Raw genomic sequence first — 25,724 nt, forward strand, 5'->3', positions numbered from 1 at the left:
CAGTTCGAGGCACCCGGGCGGCCCCGCACATAGGCGGGAACCATCGCTGCGGCCGACCGGTGCCGCCAGTAGCGTCTGCCTGCCCCCCTGTCCCGTACGCAGTACCGCCACCAGCCGTGCGAAGGAACGTGCGAAGGAAGAGGCGCCCGATGGCCGACACCGGACAGCACCAGCAGAGTTACGAGCGCTATCTGGGCGGCAGCCCGGAAGCGGAGCGCCGGCTCTTCGAGCGACTGGCCAAGGAACTGATGAAGGTCCAGGAGAAGAACCGGCGCGCGGCCCGGGCGGCGGACATCGGGCGCGTCCAGCACGAGAAGGCCGCGCTCGGCGTGGAGAACGCCCGCCTGCGCTTCCACGACGACCTGCCCGACACGCTGCGCTGCGGCTTCGCCCAGCTCGGCGCCGAGTACCCGGCGACCGTGCGGCTCTCCAACGCGGGCGGCATCCGGCAGGCCGACGGCGCCCCCGACCTGCGCGGCGCCGCCGTGCGCGTGGCCGTCTCCACCGAGGAGCACCACGACCTGCTCGCCACCAACCACCCGGTCTCGCACGCCCGCGACGCCCGCGAGTTCGTCGCCTTCGCCAAGGCCATGGCGGGCGCGACGACCCGGCTGCGGAAAGCCGTCGCGCTCTTCGTCGAACTGCCCCTCACCGTCGGCCTCGCCACCGCCACCAGGATGCGCCGCAACGTCCGGGCCGCCACCCGGCGCACCGTGCACAGCCTCGCCGCCGAGACGTACTGGAGCCGCAGCGCCATCCTGTGGGGCGAGGCAGGCCCGGTCCGCTACCTGCTGCGCCCCGCGGGCGGCGCGGCCACCGCCAAGTCCGACCCCGAGCGCCGCGACCCGCAGTACCTGCGCCGCGACCTCGAGACCCGGCTCGCCCGGCAGGACATCACCTTCGAGCTGTGCCTGCAGCGGTACGTCGACGAGCGCCGCACCCCGGTCGAGGACGGCTCGGTGGAGTGGCTGGAGTCTGTCGCCCCCGCCGTGCCCGTGGCCACGCTCACCATCCCCAGCCAGGACCTCGACACCGCCGAGGCGCGTGCCGCGGGCGGCCGCGTGGAGGTGATGGGCTTCAACCCCTGGTTCACCACGGAGGACTTCCGCCCGCTCGGCAACCTCAACCGGGCCCGCAAGGCGGCGTACGAGGCGAGCGCCGCCCACCGGCACGGCCTGCGGTTCGTCACCGAGGAACCCCTGCGCAACAAGGTGGTCGGCGTGCCCGCCGACGCGGCTCTCCGGCTGCTCAACCGCTACGTGCCGTGGCACAAGCTGCCGTTGCAGGCCGGTCTGCTCAACCTCGTCTTCCTCCGCAAGGCGCTGCGCCGCTTCAACCTCATCGACACCGACGTGCACGAGGCGCCGCCGAAGACCATGTCCGTGCCCGCCCCGGTCGACGAGCAGCTGCGCACCGTCCGCTCCTACGACGGGACGTACAACGACCTCTCCAGGCCGGCCATGGGAGCCGTGGGCGCCCCCTTCGGACGCAACCTCAAGCCCGTCTACCGGCCCGACCTCTTCGACGTCCCCAACCCGGTCACCGTCAGCCGTGAGCTGCTGCACCGCGACACGTTCCTGCCCGCCACCTCGCTGAACGTCCTGGCCGCAGCCTGGATCCAGTTCCAGGTCCACGACTGGGTCAACCACCGCCGCCACAAGCCCGGCGGCAAGTCCGTCGAGGTGCCGCTGCCGCCCGGCACCACCTGGTACAACACCCCGGGCGGGCCCGCCGAGCGCGTGATGCGCTTCGCCGACAACGAAGGCGTCGAACTCCCCGGCGACCAGCCGCCGATCCTCTTCGCCAACACCGCGTCGCACTGGTGGGACGGCTCCGAGGTGTACGGCGAGAACGAGCACACCGCCCGGTTCCTGCGCGAGCCCGACGGCGGCGCCAAACTCCGCCTGGAGGAGGGCCACCTGCCCATCGGCCCGAACGGCATTCCGCTGACCGGCTTCGCAGAGAGCTGGTGGATGGGCCTCAGCGCCATGCACACCCTCTTCGCCCGCGAGCACAACGCCGTCTGCGACGCGCTGCGGCAGGCCTACCCGTCGATGAGCCAGGAGAGCGTCTACCACACCGCGCGCCTCGTCGTCTCCGCCCTCATCGCCAAGATCCACACCGTGGAGTGGACCCCGGCGATCCTCGCCACCGAGGCCATCGACATCGGCCTGCGCACCAACTGGGAGGGCCCGCCGAGCAGTTGGCTCAACAAGCTCGGCCTCTGGCTGTTCGAGTCGCACTCGCTGACGGGCATACCCAGGACGCTGCCGGACCACCACGGCGCGCCGTACTCCCTGACGGAGGACTTCGTCACCGTCTACCGCATGCACCCGCTGATCCCCGACGACTTCGAGATGCGCGAGCACCACTTCGGGCAGCGCCTGGAGACCCTGGGCTTCCACGACATCCAGGGCGCCGCCGCCGAGGCCGCCATCCGCAAGACGGGCCTCGCCGACACGCTGTACTCCTTCGGCATCTCCCACCCGGGCGCCATCACCCTGCACAACTTCCCGCGCGCGCTCCAGCACTTCGAGCGCGACGGCGAGATCATCGACCTGTCCGTCGTCGACCTCGTCCGCACCCGCAGGCGTGGCGTGCCCCGCTACAACGACTTCCGCGAGGGCCTGCACAAGCAGCGCATCCGCCGCTTCGAGGACCTGTCGCAGGATCCCGAGACCGTCGCCCGCCTCAAGGACGTCTACCGCTCCGTCGACGAGATCGACACCGTGGTCGGCCTGTTCGCCGAGAACCCGCCGCACGGCTTCGGCTTCAGCGACACGGCGTTCCGCGTCTTCATCCTGATGGCCACCCGGCGGCTGCAGAGCGACCGCTTCCTGACCGTCGACTTCCGCCCCGAGATCTACACGCCGCTCGGCATCGACTGGGTCCAGAAGGGCGGCATGAAATCCGTCCTCCTCCGGCACTGCCCGGACCTCGCAGGGCTGCTGCCGCGCGGCGCCAGCGCGTTCGCGCCGTGGCGCCAGGTGCAGCCGATCAGTGACGGTGGCGGGCGTGCGGACGGCTGACGGCGACCCCGGCCACCCGGGCCTCGCGGACCTGTTCGCCCGGCCCCTCCTGGAGACGGTCTGGCGCCGCCGCACCCACCGGGTGAGCCGCGGCGCCGCCGTCCCCGCGGGCTCGATGAGCTACCGCTCGCCGCACGAGCCGCGGCCCCTGACCGAGCTGGAGGAGGCGGTGCTCATCGCGCTCACCGGCTGCACCGGCCTCACCATGCCGGACCGGCCCTTCGACGACCCGCGCGACGGCAAGCCCATCATGGCCAAGCCCAACATGACCATGGCGGGCCGCACCGCGGGCAGCCCCGACAACGCGCAGGGCACGCACTTCTTCCTGATCAACGACTCGGGCACGTACTTCCTGCGCAGACTGGACCCGGCCCCCACCACCCCGCTCGACGCGACGAGCCTGGTCGAGCGGGCCCGGCAGGCGAAGGTCCGCGTCCTGGACCACCGCTTGGACGTCCCCGAGGACCGGCGCGACTTCCCGGCCTACCTCGACTCGAACCGCTTCCTGTCCAACCTCCCCGGGACGACCGTCCTCTTCCCGGTGGTGGACCTCTCCCACCAGTACATCAACGCCCTGATGTACCTGCTCACCCAGCCGGACGACGTCCGCCCCACCCTGGTCGACGACCGCAACCTCTACCGGCCGGCGGGCGTGAAGAAGTGGGTCAAGAACGGCTTCCTCAACGGCGACATCAAGCTGCCGCTCGGCGCACTCGGCCCGCTGCGCACCCAGATCGAGGCGGACCTGCTCCTGCAGAACCTCATGCTCAGCGCCGAGGCGATGGGTCTCGGCGCCTGGATCCACGCCTCCATCAACCCCCAGATAGCCCTCGGCGACCCGAAGTTCTCCCGCGCGTACGGCAGGATGCTCGGCTTCACCTTCGTCACCCCGCGCTGGCGCCTGCCGGACCTGTGGCGCTGGCACGTCCCGCTGCCCAAGTACGCGAACCTCCGCTCCCACCCGGTCGGCCTCACCGCACCCGACGGCCAGCCCCTCATCGAGGCGGCGTGCCCGCCCGCGCACCGCACCATGACGGCGGCGGTCGACGCGGTGATCCGCGCCAAGTTCGGCCCCGGCGGCACCTACGGCGACAAGGACGTCTTCGCCCGCATCTACAAGGAGGAGTACGGCCTGCGGTACCTCGCGGAGGCGAGCGAGTACGAGGAGCGGGTGATCGACTGCGCGCGGGACATCTGCGAGTACATCCTGCGCACCCACCGCCGCTTCCCCGCCCACACGGACGCGATCCACGTCCCGGGGGTGTGGCTCCAGGTCCACCACGTGGAGACGGAGTACTACGACAAGTACTTCAACGAGGGCCTGACGGACGCACACCGCCGCCACGAAGGGCTGTGGGACACCTGACACGGGACGGCGGGGCCGGCGTCACGCCAGGGGCGGCACCACACAGTCGATCAGGAAGGGACCCGGCTCCGCCAAGCCCCGCTTGAGCAGAGCCGCGAACTCCTCCGCCGTCGTGGCCCGTTCCGCGGGCACCCCCATCCCGCGCGCCAGCGCGGTGAAGTCCAGGGACGGCCCCGACAGGTCGAGGAGCCGGCGCGCCCGCGTCTCGCCCGCGGCCGCGCCCACCGCCCCCAGCTCCAGATTGAGGATCGCGTACGACCGGTTGTCGAAGACGACCGTCGTGACGTCGAGCCCCTCCCGCGCCTGCGTCCACAGCGCCTGCGGCGTGTACATCGACGCGCCGTCCCCGACCAGCGCGAGCACGGGCCGGTCGGGACAGGCCACGCTCGCCCCCACCGCGAGCGGCAGCCCCTGCCCCATCGAGCCACCGGTCAGCGTCAGCCAGTCGTGCGGCGGGGCACCGGCGGTCGCGCCGGGCAGCCACAGCCCCGACGTGTTGGCCTCGTCGACGACGACGGCACCCTCCGGCAGCAGCGCCCCGATCACGGCAGCCGCCGACTCGGCGGTCAGCTCACCGCTGGGCAGCGCCGGCCTGCCCGCCTCCTCCTGTACGCGGCCCACGCCGGGCCCGACCACTTCGGCGAGCCCTTCGAGCGCCGCCGTCACGTCCTCCGCGCCGGCCGTGAGCCGGTGCACGACGCACCCCTCGGGGACCAGCGCCCCGCTCTGCCCCGGATAGGCGAAGAAGGCCACCGGTGACGCGGCACCGGCGAGCACGAGGTGCCGCAGGCCCGCCAGTTGGCCGAGGGCGCCCGACGCGAAGTAGCCGAGCCGTTCGACGGCGGGCCGCCCCGCGCCCCGCTCCAGACGGGCCGGAAACGTCTCGCACAGCAGCTTCGCCCCCGTCGCCGCGGCGATCCGCCCCGCGGCCGCGAGCCCGGCCCCGCGCACGGCCGCCCCGCCGAGCAGCAGAGCGACGTCCGCACCGGACCGCAGCGCCTCGGCGGCTCCCGTCACGGCATCCACGGACACCAGGCCGTGCCGCGCCGGGACGGCCGGCACGGATGCGGGCGGCTCGCCCGCATCCGACCAGGACACGTCGGCGGGCACGACCAGCGTCGCGACGGCGCCGGGCGGACCGGTCGCCGCGGCGACGGCGGCCGCGACGTCACCGGCGAGTTCGGTGGCGTAGTAGGTGCGCCGGGTCCAGGCCGAGACGGTGCCGGCCAGCGCCCCGATGTCGGACTCCAGGGGCGCGTCGAGCCGCTTGTGGTGCAGGGCGTGGTCGCCGACGACGTTGACGACGGGCGTCGCGGCCCGCCGCGCGTTGTGCAGGTTGGGCAGGCCGCCCGCGAGGCCGGGCCCGAGGTGCAGCAGCGTGCACGCGGGGCGGCCCGTCAGCCGCCCGTACCCGTCGGCGGCGCCGGTGGCCACACCCTCGAAGAGGCACAGCACGGGCCGCAGCTCTGGCGTCTCGTCGAGCGCGGCCACGAAGTGCATCTCGGAGGTGCCGGGGTTGGCGAAGCAGGCGCGGACACCCGCGTCCACAAGGCCGTTGATCAGGATCTGCGCTCCGTTCGGCATGGCGGTCCGCCTCTGCTGGGTGGCGAGTCTGCTGGGTGGCGAGGGTGGGACAGGCCAGTCTTCACGGGGTGCGGGCCGTGGCGGCAGCCGGGATCCGGCCAGCCGCCACGGGCGTGCCGGGGCCGAACCTCCGCCGGTAGTCGGACGGGCTCAGCCCCGTCTCGCGGCGCAACCGGGCCCGCAGGTTGGCCAGGGTGCCCAGACCGCTGAGGTGCGCGACCACGTCCAGACGCTCCTCGCCGCGCTCGATGAGTCGGCAGGCCAGCGCCACGCGCTCGCCGGTCAGCCAGGCCAGCGGAGTGGTGCCCAGCTGGGCCCGGAAGCGCCGGTGCAGGGTCGCGGTGCTCACCCCGGCGCGGGCCGCGAGCCCCGCCACGGTGAGGGGGTCGCCGAGCCGCTCCTGCGCCCAGGCGAGCACCGGCGCGAGAGACTCGTCCCGCACCTCCGGAACGGGCCGTTCCACGAACTGCCGCTGTCCGCCGTCCCGGTGCGCCGCGAAGACGAGTCGCCTGCTCACGGAGTTGGCGACCTCCGCGCCGAAGTCCTTGCGGACGATGTGCAGACCCAGGTCGATGGCGGCCGCGCTGCCCGCCGCGGTGAGGATGTCGCCGTCGTCCACGAACAGCACGTCGGGTTCGAGCTGCACGGCCGGAAACCGCTCACGGAAGGAGTCGGCCCACTGCCAGTGGGTGGACGCCCGGCGGCCGTCGAGGATGCCCGACTCGGCGAGCGCGAAGGCGCCGGTGCAGAAGCTCATGATCCGGGCACCGCGCGCGTGGGCCCGCCGGATCGCGGCGAGCACGTCCGGTGCGCGCGGCACGGTGTTGTCGGGCCGGCCCGGCATGATCAGCGTGTCCGCGGTGTCCACGGCGTCGAGTCCGGGCACGCCGGCGAGGGTGAAGAACCCGTGGTTCATGCGGACGCCCGGCCTCGGGGCGCACAGGACGATCTCGTACAGCGCGCCCGGCAGGCCGAGTTCGGGCCGTGGCAGTCCGAACACCTCCGTGGCGACGCCGACTTCGAAGGGGTTGGTGCCCTCGTCGACGACGACCACGACGCGGTGCGGCGGCCGCCCGGCGGGCGGCTGCGAGGATTCTTGCGGCATGTGCGATTTCTAGCACTCGTGGCGGTGGCCCGGCACAACGGAGGATCACCTCATGAACACTGAACCCACCGCCGTGAACACCGAACCCATCGCCCTCGACCAGGCCTTCGCCTCCTTCGACGCCCTGTGGAGCCCCCGCATCGTCACCTCCGTCAACGACTACGACGTACGCGTCGCCAAGGTCGAGGGCGAACACGTCTGGCACGTCCACGACAACACCGACGAGTTCTTCCTGGTCCTCGGCGGCGAGCTCCACATCGACCTGCGCGAACCGGCGGGGGAGCGCCGGGTCACGCTCCCGCAGGGCTCGGTCTACACGGTCCCGCGCGGCATCGAACACCGCCCGTACGCCCCCGGGGGCGCCCGCATTCTCCTCTTCGAACCCACCGGCACCCTGACGGTCGGCGACCGCCACGACGAGATCCCGACCCACGTCGACGCGACGACGGGCCACGCCCTGACCGGCTGATCCCGTCCGGGCGGGGCGGCCTTCCTGTTCAAGCTATTCAAGTTTGACTAGGCTGCGCGCATGCCCGAGAAAACGATCCCGCTCCTCCCGTGCCGGACCATCCAGCCGGTGGTCGACTTCTACACCGCGCTGGGCTTCGAGACGACCTTCCTGCAGAAGAGCCCCTATCCGTACGCCGCCGTCGAACGCGGCACCATCGAGCTGCAGTTCTTCGCCATGAAGGAGTACGACCCCCGGGAGTCCTACTCCGGCTGCTACGTCCTCACGGACGACGTGGCGGCCCTGCACACGGCCTTCCGCGCCGGGCTCAAGGCGGCGTACGGAAAGATCCCCACCCGGGGGCTGCCCCGCATCGGGCCGCTCAAGGACATGTCGTACGGGATGCGGCAGTTCCTGATGACCGACCCCGGCGGCAACAGCATCCGCGTCGGGCAGCCGATCAGCGAGGACCAGTCGATGCGCCCCGTCCCCAAGGGCACCTACGCGCGGGCACTGCACATGGCCGACCTGTTCGCCGACTCCAAGGAGGATCTGCCGGGCGCCGCCAAGATCATCGACAGGGCGCTCGGGCTCACCGACGAACGGCCCACTCCCGAGCAGGAACTGCGCCTGCTCGTCCTGCGCGGCGACATCGCCCGGCGGCTCGGCGAGGACGACCTGGCCGAGCGGCTCCTGACCCGGGCCGCCGAGCTCCCGCTCACCGACGCGGAGCGGGACTCCGCACGCGACGCCCTGGCGCGCCTCGCCGAGCTCAGCGTTCCGTAAGAGAGCCGTCAAGACGGCTGAACGCGCCGTATGGAGGGTGTCAACGAAGGTCGTGGGCGGCCGAAAGGGCGGTTACCTCTAACCGTCCGAGCAAGCACTGCACCGTCCACGTCCTTCAGGAGCTCACGATGGCCGACCTGGCCTTCGTCGTCACCACGATCGCGGTCTTCGCGCTGGTGGCCCTCGTCGCCAAGGGGGTGACCAAGCTGTGACCGCCGAGAACATCGTCGGCCTCGTCGTGGCCGTCGCTCTCCTGGGCTATCTCGTCCTCGCCCTCGTCTTTCCGGAGAGGTTCTGAGTACGGATATGAGCCCCGCCCTCGCCGGTGTGCTCCAGCTGCTCGCGCTGATAGCGGCGCTCGCGCTGGCACACCGCCCGCTCGGTGACTACATGGCCCGCGTCTACGGCTCGAAGAAGCACCTTCGCGTCGAGAAGTGGATCTACAAGGCCATCGGTGCCGATCCCGACACGGAGATGCGCTGGTCCGCGTACCTGCGCGGCGTCCTCGCCTTCTCCGCGGCCGGTGTCCTCTTCCTCTACCTGCTGCAGCGGCTCCAGGGCTCGCTGCCCGGCTCGCTCGGCTTCACGTCCATCGACCCGGACCAGGCGTTCAACACCGCGGCGTCGTTCGTGGCGAACACCAACTGGCAGTCGTACTCCGGCGAACAGGCCATGGGCCACGTCGTGCAGACCGGCGGCCTCGCCGTGCAGAACTTCGTCTCCGCGGCCGTCGGCATCGCCGTCGCGATCGCTCTGGTACGCGGCTTCGCCCGCTCCCGCACCGGTGAGCTCGGCAACTTCTGGGCCGACCTGGTGCGCGGCACCGTCCGTGTCCTGCTCCCCATCGCCGTCATCGGCGCACTCGTCCTGGTCGCCTGCGGCGCCCTCCAGAACTTCTCCGGTATCCACGAGGTCGGCCAGTTCATGGGCGGCAAGCAGGAGTGGAACGGCGGCGCCGTCGCCTCCCAGGAGGTCATCAAGGAGCTGGGCACGAACGGCGGCGGCTACTTCAACGCCAACTCCGCGCACCCCTTCGAGAACCCGAACCCGATCTCGAACCTCTTCGAGATCTTCCTGATCCTGCTCATCCCGTTCGCGCTGACGCGGACCTTCGGCCGGATGGTCGGCTCGCTCCGGCAGGGCTACGCGGTCCTCGCCACCATGGCGACGATCTGGATCGGCTTCACCGCGCTGATGATGTGGACCGAGTTCCACCACGGCGCCCCGGCCTACGACCTGGCGGGCGGCGCGATGGAGGGCAAGGAGACCCGGTTCGGGGTCGCCGGCTCGTCGATCTTCGCGGTGGCCACCACGCTCACCTCCACCGGCGCCGTGAACTCCTTCCACTCCTCCTACACCGGCTTCGGCGGCGGCATCCAGATGCTCGGCATGCAGCTCGGCGAGATCGCGCCGGGCGGCACGGGATCGGGCCTCTACGGCATGCTCATCATGGCGATGATCGCCGTGTTCATCGCGGGACTCATGGTCGGACGCACCCCGGAGTACCTGGGCAAGAAGATCGGCACCCGCGAGATCAAGCTGGCGGCCTGCTACATCCTCGTCACCCCGGCCCTCGTCCTCGGCTTCACGGCCGTCGCGATGGCCCTGCCCACCCCGGCCGACTCGATGACGAACTCCGGCGCGCACGGCTTCTCCGAGATCCTGTACGCCTACACGTCCGGGGCCAACAACAACGGCTCGGCCTTCGCGGGCCTCGGCGCAGACACGCAGTGGTTCAACACCACGCTCGGCCTCGCGATGCTGCTCGGCCGCTTCCTGCCGATGGTGTTCGTCCTCGCGCTCGCGGGCTCGCTCGCCGAGCAGCAGCCGGTCCCGGCGACCGCGGGCACCCTGCGCACCGAGAAGCCGCTCTTCACCGGCCTGCTGGTCGGCACCATCATGATCATCACCGGTCTCACCTATTTCCCCGCGCTCGCGCTGGGACCGCTTGCCGAGGGGCTGGCGTCATGAGCACTCACACCACACAGCACGACAGGGACGACCGGGCCGACCGGTCCGGCGGGGGCGCGGCACCCGTCGCCACCGCGGACCGCGCCCCCCACCATGACGTCCCCACCGGCCACACGTCCGCCGACGCCGGCAAGGTCGGCGCGGGCCTCTTCGACCCCGCCCAGCTGCTCAAGTCCCTGCCGGACGCCTTCCGCAAACTGGACCCGCGCGTCATGGTCAAGTCGCCGGTCATGTTCGTGGTCCTGATCGGCTCGGTGGTCACCACCGTGCTGGCCGTGAAGGACCCGGGGGACTGGTTCGGCTGGGCGATCACCGCCTGGCTCTGGCTGACCACGGTCTTCGCCAACCTCGCGGAGGCCGTCGCCGAGGGCCGCGGCAAGGCGCAGGCCGACACCCTGCGCAAGGCCAAGACCGACACCGTGGCGCGCCGCCTGACCGGGGACGTCGAGGAGTCGGTGCCCGGCACCGACCTGCGCATCGGCGACCTCGTCGTCTGCGAGGCGGGCGACATCATCCCCGGCGACGGTGACGTCGTCGAGGGCGTGGCGTCCGTCGACGAGTCCGCGATCACCGGCGAGTCGGCCCCCGTCATCCGCGAGTCCGGCGGTGACCGGTCCGCCGTCACGGGCGGCACGAAGGTCCTCTCCGACCGCGTCGTCATCAAGATCACGACGAAGCCCGGCGAGACGTTCATCGACCGCATGATCAACCTGGTCGAGGGCGCGGCCCGCCAGAAGACGCCCAACGAGATCGCCCTGAACATCCTCCTGGCGTCCCTCACCATCGTCTTCCTGCTGGCCGTCGTCTCGCTCAAGCCCTTCGCGATCTACGCGGGGGCCGACGACCAGACCTCGATGATCGTCCTGACGGCACTCCTCGTCTGCCTCATCCCGACGACCATCGGCGCGCTGCTCTCCGCGATCGGCATCGCGGGCATGGACCGCCTGGTCCAACGCAACGTCCTCGCCATGTCGGGCCGGGCCGTCGAGGCCGCGGGCGACGTGTCGACCCTGCTGCTCGACAAGACCGGCACCATCACCCTCGGCAACCGCCAGGCCGCCGAGTTCGTGCCGGTGCGCGGCACCACCGAGGCCGAGGTCGCCGACGCGGCCCAGCTCTCCTCGCTGGCCGACGAGACGCCCGAGGGCCGCTCCATCGTCGTACTCGCCAAGGAGCAGTACGGTCTGCGCGAGCGGCACCAGGGCGAGCTGACCGGCGCCGAGTGGGTGCCGTTCACCGCGCAGACCCGCATGTCGGGCGTGGACGTCGACGGGCGCAAGGTCCGCAAGGGCGCGACCGGTTCGGTCGTCGCCTGGGTGAAGGAACGTGGTGGCGAGGTCGCCGAGGATGCGCAGGAACTCAACGACCGCATTTCACAGGCTGGTGGCACGCCGCTGCTTGTGGCTCTGGAAGACGCTGACGGCGCCCGGGTCCTCGGGGTGATCCACCTCAAGGACGTCGTCAAGGAGGGCATGCGCGAGCGCTTCGACGAACTGCGCCGCATGGGCATCAAGACCGTCATGATCACCGGCGACAACCCGCTCACCGCCAAGGCCATCGCGGACGAGGCAGGCGTGGACGACTTCCTCGCCGAGGCCACGCCCGAGGACAAGATGGCGCTGATCAAGCGCGAGCAGGCCGGCGGCAAGCTGGTCGCGATGACCGGCGACGGCACGAACGACGCTCCCGCGCTCGCCCAGGCCGACGTCGGCGTGGCCATGAACACCGGCACCTCGGCCGCCAAGGAGGCCGGGAACATGGTGGACCTGGACTCCAACCCGACGAAGCTCATCGAGATCGTCGAGATCGGCAAGCAGCTCCTCATCACCCGGGGCGCCCTGACGACCTTCTCGATCGCCAATGACGTCGCGAAGTACTTCGCCATCATCCCGGCCATGTTCGCGGTGGCGTACCCGAGCCTCGACAAGCTCAACATCATGAACCTGTCGTCGCCGGAGTCCGCGATCCTCTCCGCGGTCGTCTTCAACGCGCTGATCATCGTCGCACTCGTGCCGCTGGCCCTGAAGGGCGTGCGGTACCGGCCGATGAGCGCGGACCGGATGCTGCGGCGCAACCTCGGCGTCTACGGCCTGGGCGGACTCGTCGCCCCGTTCATCGGCATCAAGATCATCGACGTACTCATCTCTCTCATCCCCGGCATTGGGTGACTCGGCCATGAACAACTCCGTAGGAAACACCGCCCGGTTGCTCGGCGCGGGACTGCGCGCCCTGCTCGTCCTCACCGTGGTCTGCGGCGTCCTCTACCCGCTCGCGGTGACCGGCGCCGCCCAGGCCCTCTTCCACGACAAGGCCAACGGCTCCGAGGTGAGCGCGGACGGCGAGGTCGTCGGCTCCGAACTCATCGGCCAGCGCTACGACCTCCCCCTGAAGAAGGGCCAGGAGACGGCCGAACCGGACCTCAAGTGGTTCCAGCCCCGCCCCTCCAACGGCCTCGGCGAGAACACCGTCAACACGCAGTACAAGCTGCTCCTGTCCGGTGCCACCAACCTCTCCGGCGACAACAAGGACCTCATCCGGCAGGTGAAGGACGCCAAGGCGGCCGTCGTCAAGGACAACTCCACCGCGGACCACCGGGTCAAGCCCTCCGACGTGCCCGCCGACGCGGTCACCTCCTCCGGCTCCGGCCTCGACCCGCACATCTCCCCGGCCTACGCCGACCTCCAGGTCCACCGCGTCGCCGCGAGGAACCACCTGGACGTCCGGCAGGTCCAGAAGCTGGTCGACACGCACACCGACGGGCGGACCCTCGGCTTCATCGGCGAGCCCCGCGTCAACGTCCTCCGGCTCAACATCGCCCTGAAGGAGCTGGCAGGCGCCGGCGGGTCCTGAGGGGGCTGGGGTCCGGGCCGTCAGGGGGGGGCGGCCCGGCCGTCAGGGAGGGGCGGCGGCCCCGCCGTCAAGGGGCCGGGTCAGCGTCGCGCAGTACCGTTCGGATGAACTCCTCGGCCCCCGAGATCTGCTGCGCGTCGATCTCCACCTCCTTGCCGTCGGGGTGCCGGACGACGATGGAGAGGTCCGCGCGGCGCTGCTTGATCCAGAGCTGCGCGGACGCGACCAGCGCGGCGACCGTGCCGCTGCTGACCGCGGTGAGGACGAGCTCCGTCATGGCGCCCATCTGCCCGGGCGCGGGGGCTGCGCTCCGCAGCCGGACGCGCCCCCGGAGCTCGTCCTCCCGCTGCAGCCAGGCGTGCAGCTCCCGGACCAGCGTCGTGTCGGACCCCGCCGGGCCGCCTGTCACCTGGATCTGTACCGACATCGCCGCACCACCGAAATCCGTTTCCGCGCCCGCGCCCGCGCATGGACGTCTCGTCATACTGTGCCCCACGACAACTCGGTCCGGCCGTACGTCAATTGGCCCGACCCGACTCCGAAGTGGTGATGCAGTGCGTACAGCGGTGGCCGCGTTCGACGTGGGGGGCACCCATTCCCGGCTGCGCGGCGGACGGACCGGAGACCCGGAACACGTGGAACTGAAGGTGCGGACAGCCGACCACCCCTCTCTGGAGGAGCTGCTGGTCACCTGTCTCCACCAGGCGGACCTGCGGCCGGCGACCATGGTGCTCGCGGTCGCGGGCCGCGTCCCCGCGCACGGCACCGTGCAGCTGACGAACCTCCCCGCCTGGCCGCCGTTCGACCGCGCCGGGTTCGCGGAGCGGCACGGCGTCCGGGTGCGCGTCGTGAACGACATGACGGCCACCGCGCACGGCATGGCGGACCTCGGCCCGGACGAGGTGCGGCCGCTGACCCGCCACGAGCCGCGCACCCGCCACGACCCGACCGCCGGTGGAGGCGAGCTCCTCGCCGTCTCCGTGGGCAGCGGAGTCGGCAGCGCGCTCCTGGACGCGCACGGCGTGGTGCACACGTCCGAGTCGGGACACGTCACCTGGCAGCCCGAGAACGACTTCGAGGCCGGCTATCTGGCGAGCCTCAGGACGGAGTTCGACGGGGCCGTCACCGTCGAGGAGTCCATCGGCGGGCTCCGCGGCTTCGACCGGATGTACGACTACGTGCGCCGCGGCACGCCACCCGCCCCCGCGCTCGACGAGCGGGTGACCCGGGCGCGCGGGGCCGGGGCCGCCGTCGCCCCGGTCATCACCTCGGCGGCGCTCGCCGGAGACCCCTGCGGCGTCGAGGTCGTCCGGTTGTTCGCCGCCCTCTTCGGCCAGTACCTGCGCGGCGTGGTCCTGGTGTGCCTGCCCGCCGGTGGCACCGTCACCCTGACGAGCGGGGTTCTCCAGGCCCCCGGGGTGGCGGAATTCCTGTGCGCGGAGACGGAGTTCCTGCACCGCTTCGTCAGTCCGGGCGCCTGCCACCACGACCTCCTCGCGGAGATCCCGGTGCGGCTCGCCCTCGACCCGCTGGTCGGCGTACGGGGTGCCTACCGCATGGCGCTCCGGGACGCGGAGACAGGACCCGGGGCCACCGGCTGACGGACACGCCCGGCCCGTCACGGGAGGGGCAGGCACCCAGCCCGTCACGGGAGAGGCAGGCACCCCGCCCGTCACAGGAGACGCACGCACCCCGCCCGTCACGGGAGAGGCACGCACCAGCCCTCGCCCCCCGCCAGGTCCGCCGACTTCCGCGGCCCCCACGAACCCCGCGGATACTCCAGCGGCGCCTCCCGCACCTCCAGCGCGGGCGCCACGACACGCCACGACTCCTCCACGGTGCGCATCGACACGAACCGTCCCGTCCTGCCCAGCAGAGCGTCCGACAGCAGATGCGTGTACGCCTCCCACGCGCCCCCGGAGGTGTCCGCGGCCGGCACGTCCGCCAGGTCGAGGCGGAGATCGACCGGCACCGGACCGGGATCCGCCCCCGGCCCACGGGCGTTGAGCGTCAGCACGGCCCCGCCGTCACCGCCGATCCGGAAGCGGACGCGGGCCGGCCCCGGCTCCTTCCGGGCGAACCAGAGACGGTGCTCGGTGGGCACGAAGTCGACCACCACCTCGATCGCCGTGGCGGCGAGACCCTTGCCGGAGCGCAGCAGGAACGGCACCCCGCGCCACCGCTCGGCGTCGAGGTCGAGCCGCAGCGCCGCGAAGGTCTCCACCGTCGAATCGGCCGCCACCCCCGCCTCCGCCCGGTACCCCGCGTACTGCCCGCGGACGAGGTGCCCGGGAGCCACCGGACGCACCCCGGCGAGCGCCTCCGCGATCCGCTCGCGGAAGGCCTCCGCGGTGTGGTCGGCCGGGCGCTCCATCGCCACTATCCCGACGAGCTGCAGCAGATGGCTCTGCACCACGTCGCGGACCGCCCCGATCCCCTCGTACAGCGCCCCCCGGCCGTCCACACCCCTGACCTCGCAATGCGTGATCTGCACCCGGGAAATGGTTCTCCGGTCCCAGGCCGACTCCAGAAAGGGATTGCAGAAACGAAAAGCCAGCAGATTCTCGACGGCCTCCTTCCCGAGATAGTGATCGATTCTCAGGACGGAGTCGGCGGAAAACACCTCGAGCAAAGAGGCGTTGAGCCGCCGGGCCGAATCCAGGTCATTGCCGAAAGGCTTCTCCACGAGCACGGCGCCCGGCGGGAGGCGTACGGCCCCCATCGTCGCGATCGTCGCGGTGGCCCGCGGCGGCGGAACGCCCAGGAAGTACACGGGACGGGCCGCCGGGCGCAGCGCCTCCGCCACCTCCTCCAGCGTGCCCCGCCGCGTCGTGTCCCCCTCGACGAAGCAGGTCCCGGCCAGCAGCCGCCGCACCACCGTGCCGTCCGCCGGGCCGCACATGTCGTGCACGGCCGCGGCCACGAACTTCTCGAAACCGGCCCGGCCGGGACCGGGCAGTCCGACAGCGACGACCGGGGGCACCCACTGGTCCGACAGCGACAAGCGGTAGAGCGCGGGCCACAATTTCCGGCGCGCCAGATCTCCGGTCGCGCCGAAAAGGACCAGGGCATCTGCTGATGCGTTCGTCACGCACCCTCCTCAAGGAGAACCGGACGCCGCGAGAATACCCGGACCTCCTGTCCGGGACACGTCTCGCATCCTTGTGCAAGACGTATAATCCGCCCAACTCGCCTTGACCCCACGGGGGTGGATCTGTGTCAGCAGGGGAGATCCGAGGACCGGCCGCGGGCGCGCCCACGCGCGACGCTCCCACGACCGGTTCGCAGACCAGCTGGGAGGGGCTCCGCAGGCTGCTCGACGAGCGGACCGACCGGCTGCGCACATCGGGCGGGTACCGGGAGCGCCCATCGGAGGCGGACCGCCTGCGCCCCGCGGCCGGCTCGGTCGACGAGCTGTCCCGGGCCGTCACGGACGACCCGGAGTTCGGCCGCAGGATCATCGAGCGCCTGCTGCGGTTCCAGTCGCCCGAAGCGCGGACGGCGGACCGGCCGCCGCTCCCGGTGCCCCACCAACTCCCGCTCGACCGCCCCGGATTCGTGGGCCGGGAAAGTGAACTCGCCGAGCTGGACCTGCTTCTCGGGGAGCCGCGGAAGGGCGGCCCGGACACCGCGGTGATCTCCTCCGTCGGCGGCGCCCCCGGCGTCGGGAAGACCGCGCTGATGGTGCACTGGGCGCACCGGTCCCGCGACGCGTTCCCCGACGGCCAGCTCTACGTCAACCTCCGCGGCCACGGCCCGGGCAACCCGCTCGAACCCGCGGAGGTCCTCGCCGACTTCCTGCACGCCCTGGACGTGCCGTCCGCCAAGGTGCCGCAGGAACTCGAACCGCGCGCGGCCCTGTTCCGCACCCTGCTGCACGAGCGGAAGATGCTGGTCCTCCTGGACAACGCCCGCAACACGGCCCAGGTGTTCCCCCTGCTGCCGGGCAGCTCCACCTGCGTGGTGATCGTGACCAGCCGGAACCGCCTCCAGGGCCTGGTCGGGAGCTACGGCGCGCGCAGCATCCGCCTCGACACCCTCAGCGAACGGGAGTCAGTCGAGCTCCTGACGGGCATCGTCGGCGGCGACCGCGTGCTGCAGGAACGCGGCGCGGTCGAGGAACTCGCGGCCGGCTGCGGCCATCTCCCGCTGGCCCTCAGCATCGTGGGCGAACGCGTCGCGGCGTATCCGCAGTGGCCCATCGCCGACCTCCTGGAGGGCCTCGGCGACGAGCGGCACCGGCTCGACACCTTCGCCGCGGCCGTCGAGGACACCGGCGACGAGCAGCGCGAGGTGCGCGTCGCCTTCTCCTGGTCGTACCGCGCGCTGAGCGCCGGCAGCGCGCGCTGCTTCCGCATCCTCGGCCTGCACCCCACGGGCGAGTTCAGCCTGCTCGCCGCCGCGGCCGCGACCGGCGACTCCAGAATGCGCACCAACCTGTATCTGCGGGGCCTGATCGACTGCCACCTGCTCGAACAGGTCGCGCCCGACCGGTTCCGCTTCCACGACCTCATCCACGACTACGCCGCCGAGCGGGCGTACGAGGAGGAGTCCGCGGAGTCCCGGCGGGAGTCCGTCAGGCGCTGTCTGCTCTGGTACCTGCACACGGCGGACGCGGCGAACAGGCAGCTCATGCCCCACCGGCGCCGGATCGACCTCGACGAACTGCCCGACCGGTGCCGGCCGCTCCGCTTCGCCGACGGCGCGGAGGCGCTGGCGTGGTGCGACACCGAGCGGACCCATCTCATCGCGCTGGTCCGGCAGGCGGTGCAGTGGGAGCAGGACGCGATCGCCTGGCAGCTGCCCGTCGTCCTGTGGAGCTTCTTCAACGTCCGCAAGCTCCTGAGCGACTGGATCGTCACCCACGAACTGGGCCTGCGCGGGGCGCGGCGCTCCGGCTGCCGCAGGGGAGAGGCCTGGACGCTGAACAGCCTCGGCAACGCCTACCGCGGCACGCAGGAGTTCGAGAAGGCCGTCGAGGTCTGGGAGGAGGCCCTGGCCATCCGCCGCAGGATCGGCGACAAGTACGGCGAAGGGACCTCCCTCAACAACCTGGCGGGCGCCCTCCGGCGGATGAACCGCATAGAGGACTCGATCCGCTGCTCCAACAAAGCACTCGCCATCCACCGCGAGATCAAGGACCGCTGGAACGAAGGCATCGACCTCAACAGCCTCGGCACCGCCCACCGCGACCTCGGCCGCATCGAGGAGGCGATCAGCTGCTGGCTCCGCGCCCTCGGCATCCAGCGCGAGATCAAGGACCTGTTCGGCCAGGGCACCTCGCTCAACCACCTCGGCGAGGCCTACCGGACGGCCGGACGCGACGAGGAGGCCCTGGCCGCCTTCGACGAGGCACTGCGCATCAGACGGTCCTTCGGCGACGAGCCGGGAGCCGCGACGACCGCACTCAACCTGGGCGCGACCATGGCCGCGATGGGGCGGCTCAAGGAAGCCGCCGTCTACTACACCCTCGCGCTGGAGGACCTGGAACGGCTCGGCGACCCGCGCACGGACGCGGTGCACGAAGCCCTCCGCGACCTGGTCGACCGGACGGCGACCTAGGCCCTGTCGTCACCTGCCCTGCCTGCCCTGCCTGCCCTGCCTGCCCTGCCATCCCGCCTTCCCGGCGGCACGGAAGCCGGGCGGCGCTACGGCCCCGTCCCGTCGCGGACCGCCACGAGGTCGGCGAGCTGTGCCCGCAGCCAGCCCTCGGGCGAGGTCGCGAGGAGCGGCGCGCGCATCAGGTGCGACCTCCCCGCCCGCTCGTGCGACGGCATCGCGAGCGCCCGCCGGAGCGCCGAAGCGGTCTCGCGCACATCGCGCGGGTCATGGACGAGAACGGCCCCCGCGCGAAGCCGCTCGGCGCTCCCGGTCCGCGCCGACAGGACGACCGCGCCGTCCCGCCGGTTCACCAGCACCCCTTCCTGGGCGACCAGGTTCATCCCGTCGTGCACCGAGTTGACGAGCAGGACGTCGTACTCCCGCAGCGCCGCCATGGCCCGCACCCGGTCCTCCTCCCAGTACACGGTCAGCACCCCGGGATGGTCCCGCTGGATGGCGGCGACGGCGTCCCGGACCCGGGCCGCGTACCACGCGTACTCCGGCACCCCGGGCCGCGAAGGCGTCAGACACGCCACGAACCTGACCCGGCGCCGCAGCTCCGGACGGTCGGCGAGCAGCAGCGCGAAGGCCTCGAAGCCCCGCAGGACGTTCTTCGCCGGGTCCAGCCGGTCCACCCGCACCAGCAGCCGCGCCCCCTGCCGCAGCCGGCGGAAGGTGCCGGCCCACCGGTCCGCCTCCCGGGTGCCGAAGACGCCGGACAGGTACTCCTGGTCGGGCGGGGCCGGATAGCGGCGGACCAGCGTCCGCCGGCAGCCGTGCCGGACGACCCCGGCCCGGCGGTCGACCTCGTGCCCGGCCTCCTCACTGAGCCGCAGGAAGGAGTCCGCCCACCGCTCGCTCTGGAAGCCGAGGACGTCCGCCGCGAGCATGCCGCGCAGCAGCAGCCCCCGGACCACCCCGGGCAGCACCGCGAGAGCGGCCGGGGCCGCGAAGGCCGCGTGCAGGAAGAAGCCGACCGTCTGCGTCGGCAGCCGGGCCCGGAGGAACCCGGGCGCGGTGCCGAACTGGTAGTCCTGGAAGCAGACGACGGTACGGGGATGACAGCGGGTTGCGGCCGCGGCGGCGACGGCCCGGTTCACCTTCTGGTACGACCGCAGAGCCGCACCGTCACCGAACGCCCCCGGACCTGCGGCGCCCGGGCCGGGGTCGTGCGGAAGGTCGTCCCAGAGATCGTGGAGCGCGTACCAGAGCCCTCGTACGCCCGCGTCCTCGTAGTACCGCCGGTAGTCCGCGGCCCGGCACGGAACCGGCAGGAATCCATAGCCGAGCCCCAGCCCGTCGAACCGGCCCTCCCGCGCCGCCCTGCGGTCCTCGTCGCTCGTCGACGGAGCCAGCCAGCACACGTCCTCGCGCAGGGCGCGCGCCGACCTGTCGAGCAGCGACGTCACACTGCCCGACCGCCGTTCCGGCGCGGGACCCGACGGGGTGGACCGGAACGTCACAGGGCCCCGGTCGGAGACGAGGACCACATCGGCCGTACGCGCACGGGGCGCCCGCGCGGGCCCGTGGACCACCGTCAGCCCTGGATTCCGTCGAGCGACGGATCCAGGATGTCCCGGGGGTGGCCCCTGCCCGTGCCCAGGGCGAGGGCCAGCGAGTGCACGAGCCCCAGATGCACGGTCTCCACCACCCCGTACACCTCGCTGTCCACCAGCAGCGGCACGTCGACCAGCGCGGCGGCGCTCCCCCCGGAGCCCCCGAGCAGCCCGACCGTGCGCGCGCCGCGCGCCCGCGCCGTCTTGAGGCCTTCGAGGATGTTCGGGGAGTCGCCGCTGACGCTGATGGCCACCACGACGTCGCCGGGCGTGAGCAGGCGCGCGAGCTGCTCGGAGAAGACCCGGTCGTACCCGATGTCGTTGGCCAGCGCGCTGAGCAGCGGCGTGTTGCCGGTGAGCGCGTTCGTCCGCAGGCCCGCGGCGTGCGGGCCCGAGGTCATGGCGAGGTCGCACGCCAGATGGCTCGCGGTGGCGGCGCTCCCGCCGTTGCCGATCACGTAGAGGCAGCTGCCGGTCGTCCTGACCGAGTCGAGCAGCCGGACGGCCGAGGCGAAGGCGTCCGGTTCCAGGGCGAGGGCGGCATCGGCCACCAGGTTCTGAAACGCCGTGCAGACGGCGGAAGCCTGGTGCGGGCCTCCCTCGCGCCCTAACTCGCCGGCGTTGTCCATCGTGTCCGAACGTCCCATGACCAACCCCACCCGTCGCAGCCGACTTCGGATTGGCCAGCATGCCCGAAACCTCGGACAGCGGTAAGAGCACCACTCCTCAAATGAGTTGCCTCGCTATCATTTGGGCAGCGGTGCGGTGCGGCAAGAGGGGGACGACGTGCGGCTGGCCAGCGGCTCGAACTCGCATGCGGTACTCATCGGTTGCGGCAGCTACGAAGACGACGAACTGCCCCCGCTCCCCGCCGTCCACAACAACCTCGACGACCTCCGCTCCCTGCTCACAGGACCCGGCAACTGCGCGTTGCCCGAGGCGCGCTGCACAGTGCTGCGGGACGTCAAGGAGCCCCAGCGCGTGGGGGAGGCGCTCAGCCGCGCGGCGAGCGCGGTGGAGGACATGTTCCTCGTCTACTTCGCGGGGCACGGCGCACTCGACGACCGTGGCCTGCTCCACCTCCTGCTCACCGGCAGCGACACCAAGCTGCTCGGCTGGTCGAGCCTGCGCTTCGACCTGATCCGCGAGACGATGGCGTCCGCGCCCGCCAGGAACCGCGTGCTGCTGCTCGACTGCTGCTTCTCGGGCCGGGCCATCGAGGCCATGGGGGACACCGCGTCGCTCTACTTCGGCCAGCTGGAGATCGCCGGTACGTTCGTCCTGGCCTCGGCCCCCGCGAACGCCCCGGCCCGCGCCCCCCTGGGCGACCGGCACACGCTGTTCACGGGGGAGCTGATCAGGTTCCTCCGCGACGGCTCCGCCGCGGAGCGGGAACTGCTCACGCTGGAGGCCGTCTACCGGCACACGTCCCGGGTCCTCGCCGCGAAGGGGGAGCCGAGGCCCCAGCGGTGCGGCACGGGGACGAGCGACCAGCTGGCCCTCGCCGTGAACGCCGCGTTCCGCCCGCTGACACCCGCCGAGGTGCCGGAGCGCCTGCGCCGGGCCCTCGCGTCGGCAGAGGCCGGCGACCTGGCCGGCGCGCTGACCGCCCTGCGGGGGCTGGCGCCGCAGTGCGACCACGTGCTCGGCGAACGCCATGAGCTCACCCTCCTCGCGCACCGGGCCCTGGCGCACGCCGAGGGCGAGAACGGACACGCGGCCGAAGCCGCCCAGGGGTACGCACGGCTCGTCGAGCGGCTGGCCGTCGAACGAGGGCCGACCCACCCCGACACGCTCCAGGCACGGCACGAGCGGGCCCGGTGGTGCGGCATCGGCGGGGACGCGGCCTCGGCCGCCGACCTGTTCGCCGAGCTGTCCGTGGACGCCTCGGGGGCGCTCGGCCCCGGCGACGTGCGCTCCCTGAGCTGCCGGTGGCAGCACGCGCACTGGCTCGGGGTGAGCGGCCACCCCGACCGCGCGGCGGCCGCCTTCGCCGAGCTCGCCGAGAGCTACGGCTCCGCGCTGGGCGAGCGGCACGACGACACGCGGGCCGCCCGCCGCAACCACGCCCACTGGCGCGACTGTGCAGGCCGGCCCTGATCCGAGGCCGACCTGACCTGTCATCCGTGGCCGACCGCACACGCGAAAGGCCCCAGTCTCGCGACTGGGGCCTTGCTTGTGTCCGAGGGGGGACTTGAACCCCCACGCCCGATAAAGGGCACTAGCACCTCAAGCTAGCGCGTCTGCCATTCCGCCACCCGGACCGGGTGTTGTCTTGGCGGGGTGTTCCCCGCGGCGACAGAGAGAACATTACCAGGCCTCCAGGGGTACTCGATCACCCCCCTGGTCCGCTGTGAACGGCGCGTGACGACACCCGCCCGCCCTTGGGCGCGGAGCTCCGGAGAGGGAGGATGAAGGGGACCACCAGCAGCGAATGCGGGAGGAACCAGCGTGAGCGGGTCCAGCACGGGCAAGGCCGTCACCGGTGAGGACGAGGTCGTCGACCTCTGTCGCGAACTGATCCAGATCGATACGAGCAACTACGGCGACCACTCGGGCCCGGGGGAGCGCAAGGCCGCCGAGTACGTCGCGGAGAAGCTCGCCGAGGTCGGACTCGAACCGAAGATCTTCGAGTCCCACCCCGGCAGGGCCTCCACGGTCGCGAGGATCGAGGGCGAGGACCCGTCGCGGCCCGCGCTCCTCATCCACGGCCACACGGACGTCGTGCCCGCCAACGCCGCGGACTGGACGCACAACCCCTTCTCCGGGGAGATCGCGGACGGCTGCGTATGGGGCCGGGGCGCCGTCGACATGAAGGACATGGACGCGATGACCCTCGCGGTCGTACGGGAGCGGATGCGCAGCGGCCGCAAGCCCCCGCGCGACATCGTCCTGGCGTTCCTCGCGGACGAGGAGGCGGGCGGCACGTACGGCGCGCGGTACCTGGTCGACAACCACCCGGACCTCTTCGAGGGGTGCACGGAGGCGATCAGCGAGGTCGGCGGTTTCTCCTTCACCGTCAACGAGAACCTGCGGCTCTACCTCGTCGAGACGGCCCAGAAGGGCATGCACTGGATGAAGCTGACCGTGGACGGCACCGCCGGTCACGGTTCGATGATCCACAAGGACAACGCGATCACCGAGCTCTCCGAGGCGGTCGGGCGCCTCGGGCGGCACAAGTTCCCGGTGCGGGTCACCAAGACGCTGCGGCACTTCCTCGACGAGCTCGGCGACGCCCTCGGCACCGAGCTCGACCCGGAGAACATGGACGCGACGCTCGCCAAGCTCGGCGGCATCGCCAAGCTCATCGGCGCCTCCCTGCAGAACACCGCCAACCCGACGCAGCTCGGCGCCGGGTACAAGGTGAACGTGATCCCGGGGCAGGCCACCGCGCACGTCGACGGGCGCTACCTGCCGGGGTACGAGGAGGAGTTCCTCGCCGATCTGGACCGGATCCTCGGTCCGCGGGTCAAGCGCGAGGACGTCCACGCGGACAAGGCCCTGGAGACCACCTTCGACGGCGCCCTCGTCGACGCCATGCAGACCGCCCTGCGGGCCGAGGACCCGATCGCCCGCGCCGTGCCCTACATGCTCTCGGCCGGCACGGACGCCAAGTCCTTCGACGACCTCGGCATCCGCGGCTTCGGCTTCGCGCCGCTGAAGCTGCCCCCGGAGCTGGACTTCGCGGGCATGTTCCACGGCGTCGACGAGCGGGTGCCGGTCGACGGCCTGAAGTTCGGCGTCCGGGTGCTGGACCGCTTCATCGAGGCTTCCTGACCGAAACGTATCTCCAACAATCGCCAGTGCGTACGTACTTGACTGAAAAGAGTGAATGAGACCATAGGCTCGTAGCCATGGAGATCCCTCCTCGTTACAGGTGATGCAGTCCGCGGCTGGGACTGCATTGCCAACTAGGAGGAATAATGCTCAAGAAGGTCGTCGCCGCTGTGGCTGCCACCGGTGGTCTCGTGCTCGCCGGTGCGGGCATCGCCACTGCCGACGCCGGTGCCCAGGGTGCCGCTGTCAACTCCCCCGGCGTCGCGTCGGGCAATGTCGTCCAGGTGCCCGTGCACGTGCCGGTGAACGCCTGCGGCAACACGGTCTCCGTGATCGGTCTGCTGAACCCCACCTTCGGCAACTACTGCGTCAACAAGTGACGTTGCCGCGCCTCACCCGTTAAGGGTCTGAGCTTGTCGGCCCCGGAGTGCACGCCATGCGCTCCGGGGCCGACGGGTATTCCACGTCCGGGCCAGCGGGTCCGGGCGTATTCCGGATGTACGGCAAAAGGCAGGGAACAGCTATGCGACAGGTCACGCGTAAAGGCCTGATCACCGTGGCGGCCGCGACCGGCGTGCTCGCCGCGACCGGCGGTCACGCACAGGCGGATTCGGGCGCGAGGGGAAGCAGTTCGGGTTCGCCCGGCGTGCTGGCGGGCAACAGCGTCCAGCTCCCCATCGACGTTCCGGTCAACGTGTGCGGAAACACCGTGAACGTGGTCGGCGTCCTCAACCCGGCGGCAGGAAACCACTGCGCCAACACCTCAGGCAAGGGAAGCGGTTCGCACAAGCCGTCCGGCGGCGGAGCCAAGGCCGACGGTCACGCCGGCGACTCACCCGGCGTCGGCTCCGGCAACAACGTGCAGCTGCCGATCAACGCTCCGGTCAACGTCTGCGGCAACAGCGTCACCATCGGCGGCCTCGGCAACCCCGCCATGGGCAACGAATGCGCCAACGACTCCGGAGACGCGGGGAAGCCGCCGGGCGGCGAGAAGCCCCCGACCGACCCCGAGCACCCGGGCAAGCCCGAGCAGCCGGGCAAGCCGGAGCAGCCGGGCAAGCCGGGCGACCCCGGTAAGCCGGACAACCCCGGCAAGCCCGGGAAGCCCGGCGACCCGGGCAAGCCGGGGAAGCCCGGCGATCCCGGCACCCCCGGCGGCTCCCAGTCGCCGCACGACCCGCTCACCCCGATCGACGACCGCGGCGACCCGGGCGCGCAGCTCGTGACGCCGCCCGAGGGGACGTCGCAGCTCGCCTCGACGGGCAGTGAGCTGCCGCTCGGCGTCGCACTGCCGCTCGGCGCGGGCGCGCTGCTCGCGGGCGCGGTGCTCTACCGGAGGGCCCGGGCGGCCGCCTGAGCCACCCCGCCGTCCGAGCACGCCGAACGGAGCGGGCCCCACCGTCGTGGGGCCCGCTCCGTCTTTCCCGCGCCGCGGCCCGGCGTCCCCGGGCGCGCGGCACTCACCAGGTGGCCCGCACCTGGCGGATGATCCGCCGCTTCAGCCGCACTCTGCGGCTCCCGTCGGGGTGCAGTCTCAGGCGGTCCAACTCCCAGTGTCCGTACTCTGCGTGGTCCGTCAGCAGGCGTGTGGCTTCCTTGCGGGTGACCCCGCGCGGTACATACACGTCGACAAATTCGTATTCCGGCATCG

21 protein-coding genes and 1 tRNA gene are annotated in these 25,724 nt (G+C 71.8%); 14 read left to right on the top strand and 8 right to left on the bottom strand.

Going from position 1 to position 25,724, the window contains the following annotated elements:
- Nucleotides 1–149 precede the first annotated feature (149 nt).
- Complete coding sequence (locus ACZ7LU_RS26545) at nt 150–3,029, top strand: peroxidase family protein (RefSeq protein ID WP_471918213.1); 2,880 nt, start codon at nt 150–152, stop codon at nt 3,027–3,029.
- Nucleotides 3,016–4,395: a hypothetical protein gene (locus ACZ7LU_RS26550; protein ID WP_468314750.1), complete on the top strand. Its 1,380-nt coding sequence runs from the start codon at nt 3,016–3,018 to the stop codon at nt 4,393–4,395. Before ACZ7LU_RS26545 ends, ACZ7LU_RS26550 begins: the two co-directional genes overlap by 14 nt.
- A gap of 21 nt (nt 4,396–4,416) precedes the next feature.
- Here ACZ7LU_RS26550 and ACZ7LU_RS26555 read toward each other — a convergent pair whose 3' ends face one another.
- Entirely contained in the window at nt 4,417–5,979 is a 1,563-nt protein-coding gene (locus ACZ7LU_RS26555; protein WP_471918214.1) for an acetolactate synthase large subunit, read from the bottom strand.
- A gap of 61 nt (nt 5,980–6,040) precedes the next feature.
- Nucleotides 6,041–7,084, bottom strand: a complete 1,044-nt coding sequence (locus ACZ7LU_RS26560) for a GlxA family transcriptional regulator (RefSeq protein WP_468091152.1) — start codon at nt 7,082–7,084, stop codon at nt 6,041–6,043.
- Between the two features lie 52 nt (nt 7,085–7,136).
- On the opposite strand from ACZ7LU_RS26560, the gene ACZ7LU_RS26565 reads away from it, so the two are divergent.
- From ACZ7LU_RS26565 to ACZ7LU_RS26590, 6 genes are all read left to right on the top strand, one after another.
- A complete protein-coding gene (locus tag ACZ7LU_RS26565) occupies nt 7,137–7,553 on the top strand; it encodes a cupin domain-containing protein (protein ID WP_471918215.1) in 417 nt (138 codons plus the stop codon).
- Between the two features lie 60 nt (nt 7,554–7,613).
- Entirely contained in the window at nt 7,614–8,318 is a 705-nt protein-coding gene (locus ACZ7LU_RS26570) for a bleomycin resistance protein (protein ID WP_471918216.1), read from the top strand.
- A gap of 208 nt (nt 8,319–8,526) precedes the next feature.
- Nucleotides 8,527–8,616 carry a K(+)-transporting ATPase subunit F gene (gene kdpF / locus ACZ7LU_RS26575; protein WP_033264828.1) on the top strand — a complete coding sequence of 30 codons (90 nt, stop codon included), beginning with the start codon at nt 8,527–8,529 and terminating at the stop codon, nt 8,614–8,616.
- Between the two features lie 8 nt (nt 8,617–8,624).
- Nucleotides 8,625–10,289, top strand: a complete 1,665-nt coding sequence (gene kdpA, locus ACZ7LU_RS26580; RefSeq protein WP_398309845.1) for a potassium-transporting ATPase subunit KdpA — start codon at nt 8,625–8,627, stop codon at nt 10,287–10,289.
- Nucleotides 10,286–12,457, top strand: coding sequence for a potassium-transporting ATPase subunit KdpB (gene kdpB, locus ACZ7LU_RS26585; protein WP_468718153.1), 2,172 nt, complete (start codon nt 10,286–10,288; stop codon nt 12,455–12,457). Before kdpA ends, kdpB begins: the two co-directional genes overlap by 4 nt.
- Nucleotides 12,458–12,464: 7 nt before the next feature.
- A complete protein-coding gene (locus tag ACZ7LU_RS26590; RefSeq protein WP_471918217.1) occupies nt 12,465–13,139 on the top strand; it encodes a potassium-transporting ATPase subunit C in 675 nt (224 codons plus the stop codon).
- Between the two features lie 67 nt (nt 13,140–13,206).
- Here the strand turns inward: ACZ7LU_RS26590 and ACZ7LU_RS26595 are convergent, their stop codons facing one another.
- Complete coding sequence (locus ACZ7LU_RS26595; protein ID WP_398309837.1) at nt 13,207–13,566, bottom strand: effector-associated constant component EACC1; 360 nt, start codon at nt 13,564–13,566, stop codon at nt 13,207–13,209.
- Nucleotides 13,567–13,693: 127 nt separating this feature from the next.
- Between ACZ7LU_RS26595 and ACZ7LU_RS26600 the strand changes: the two genes are divergently transcribed.
- Nucleotides 13,694–14,740 (top strand): glucokinase, encoded by a 1,047-nt coding sequence (locus ACZ7LU_RS26600; protein WP_471918218.1) that lies wholly within the window; start codon nt 13,694–13,696, stop codon nt 14,738–14,740.
- A 98-nt stretch (nt 14,741–14,838) separates the two neighbouring features.
- Here ACZ7LU_RS26600 and ACZ7LU_RS26605 read toward each other — a convergent pair whose 3' ends face one another.
- A complete protein-coding gene (locus tag ACZ7LU_RS26605; RefSeq protein ID WP_471918219.1) occupies nt 14,839–16,230 on the bottom strand; it encodes a glucose-6-phosphate dehydrogenase in 1,392 nt (463 codons plus the stop codon).
- 125 nt (nt 16,231–16,355) lie between these two features.
- Between ACZ7LU_RS26605 and ACZ7LU_RS26610 the strand changes: the two genes are divergently transcribed.
- Nucleotides 16,356–18,701 carry an ATP-binding protein gene (locus tag ACZ7LU_RS26610; RefSeq protein WP_471918220.1) on the top strand — a complete coding sequence of 782 codons (2,346 nt, stop codon included), beginning with the start codon at nt 16,356–16,358 and terminating at the stop codon, nt 18,699–18,701.
- Between the two features lie 86 nt (nt 18,702–18,787).
- Here ACZ7LU_RS26610 and ACZ7LU_RS26615 read toward each other — a convergent pair whose 3' ends face one another.
- A complete protein-coding gene (locus ACZ7LU_RS26615; RefSeq protein ID WP_471918221.1) occupies nt 18,788–20,275 on the bottom strand; it encodes a trehalose-6-phosphate synthase in 1,488 nt (495 codons plus the stop codon).
- Between the two features lie 2 nt (nt 20,276–20,277).
- A complete protein-coding gene (locus ACZ7LU_RS26620) occupies nt 20,278–20,943 on the bottom strand; it encodes an SIS domain-containing protein (protein WP_398309826.1) in 666 nt (221 codons plus the stop codon).
- Between the two features lie 139 nt (nt 20,944–21,082).
- Here ACZ7LU_RS26620 and ACZ7LU_RS26625 point away from each other — a divergent pair, with 139 nt between their 5' ends.
- On the top strand, nt 21,083–22,396 hold the full coding sequence (locus tag ACZ7LU_RS26625; protein WP_468561556.1) for a caspase family protein: 1,314 nt from the start codon (nt 21,083–21,085) through the stop codon (nt 22,394–22,396).
- Nucleotides 22,397–22,475: 79 nt separating this feature from the next.
- Here the strand turns inward: ACZ7LU_RS26625 and ACZ7LU_RS26630 are convergent.
- A tRNA-Leu gene (locus tag ACZ7LU_RS26630) sits at nt 22,476–22,560 on the bottom strand.
- Nucleotides 22,561–22,747: 187 nt separating this feature from the next.
- Here ACZ7LU_RS26630 and ACZ7LU_RS26635 point away from each other — a divergent pair.
- The 3 genes from ACZ7LU_RS26635 (at nt 22,748) to ACZ7LU_RS26645 (ending at nt 25,430) form a co-directional block, all read left to right on the top strand.
- Nucleotides 22,748–24,073: a M20/M25/M40 family metallo-hydrolase gene (locus tag ACZ7LU_RS26635; RefSeq protein ID WP_398309820.1), complete on the top strand. Its 1,326-nt coding sequence runs from the start codon at nt 22,748–22,750 to the stop codon at nt 24,071–24,073.
- Between the two features lie 146 nt (nt 24,074–24,219).
- On the top strand, nt 24,220–24,453 hold the full coding sequence (gene chpH, locus ACZ7LU_RS26640) for a chaplin ChpH (RefSeq protein WP_398309817.1): 234 nt from the start codon (nt 24,220–24,222) through the stop codon (nt 24,451–24,453).
- A gap of 143 nt (nt 24,454–24,596) precedes the next feature.
- Nucleotides 24,597–25,430, top strand: coding sequence for a chaplin (locus ACZ7LU_RS26645; RefSeq protein WP_468314721.1), 834 nt, complete (start codon nt 24,597–24,599; stop codon nt 25,428–25,430).
- A gap of 103 nt (nt 25,431–25,533) precedes the next feature.
- Here ACZ7LU_RS26645 and ACZ7LU_RS26650 read toward each other — a convergent pair whose 3' ends face one another.
- Nucleotides 25,534–25,722 (bottom strand): DUF5703 family protein, encoded by a 189-nt coding sequence (locus tag ACZ7LU_RS26650; RefSeq protein WP_355810220.1) that lies wholly within the window; start codon nt 25,720–25,722, stop codon nt 25,534–25,536.
- Nucleotides 25,723–25,724 lie beyond the last annotated feature (2 nt).

The organism is Streptomyces sp. NPDC039462, assembly GCF_055639375.1.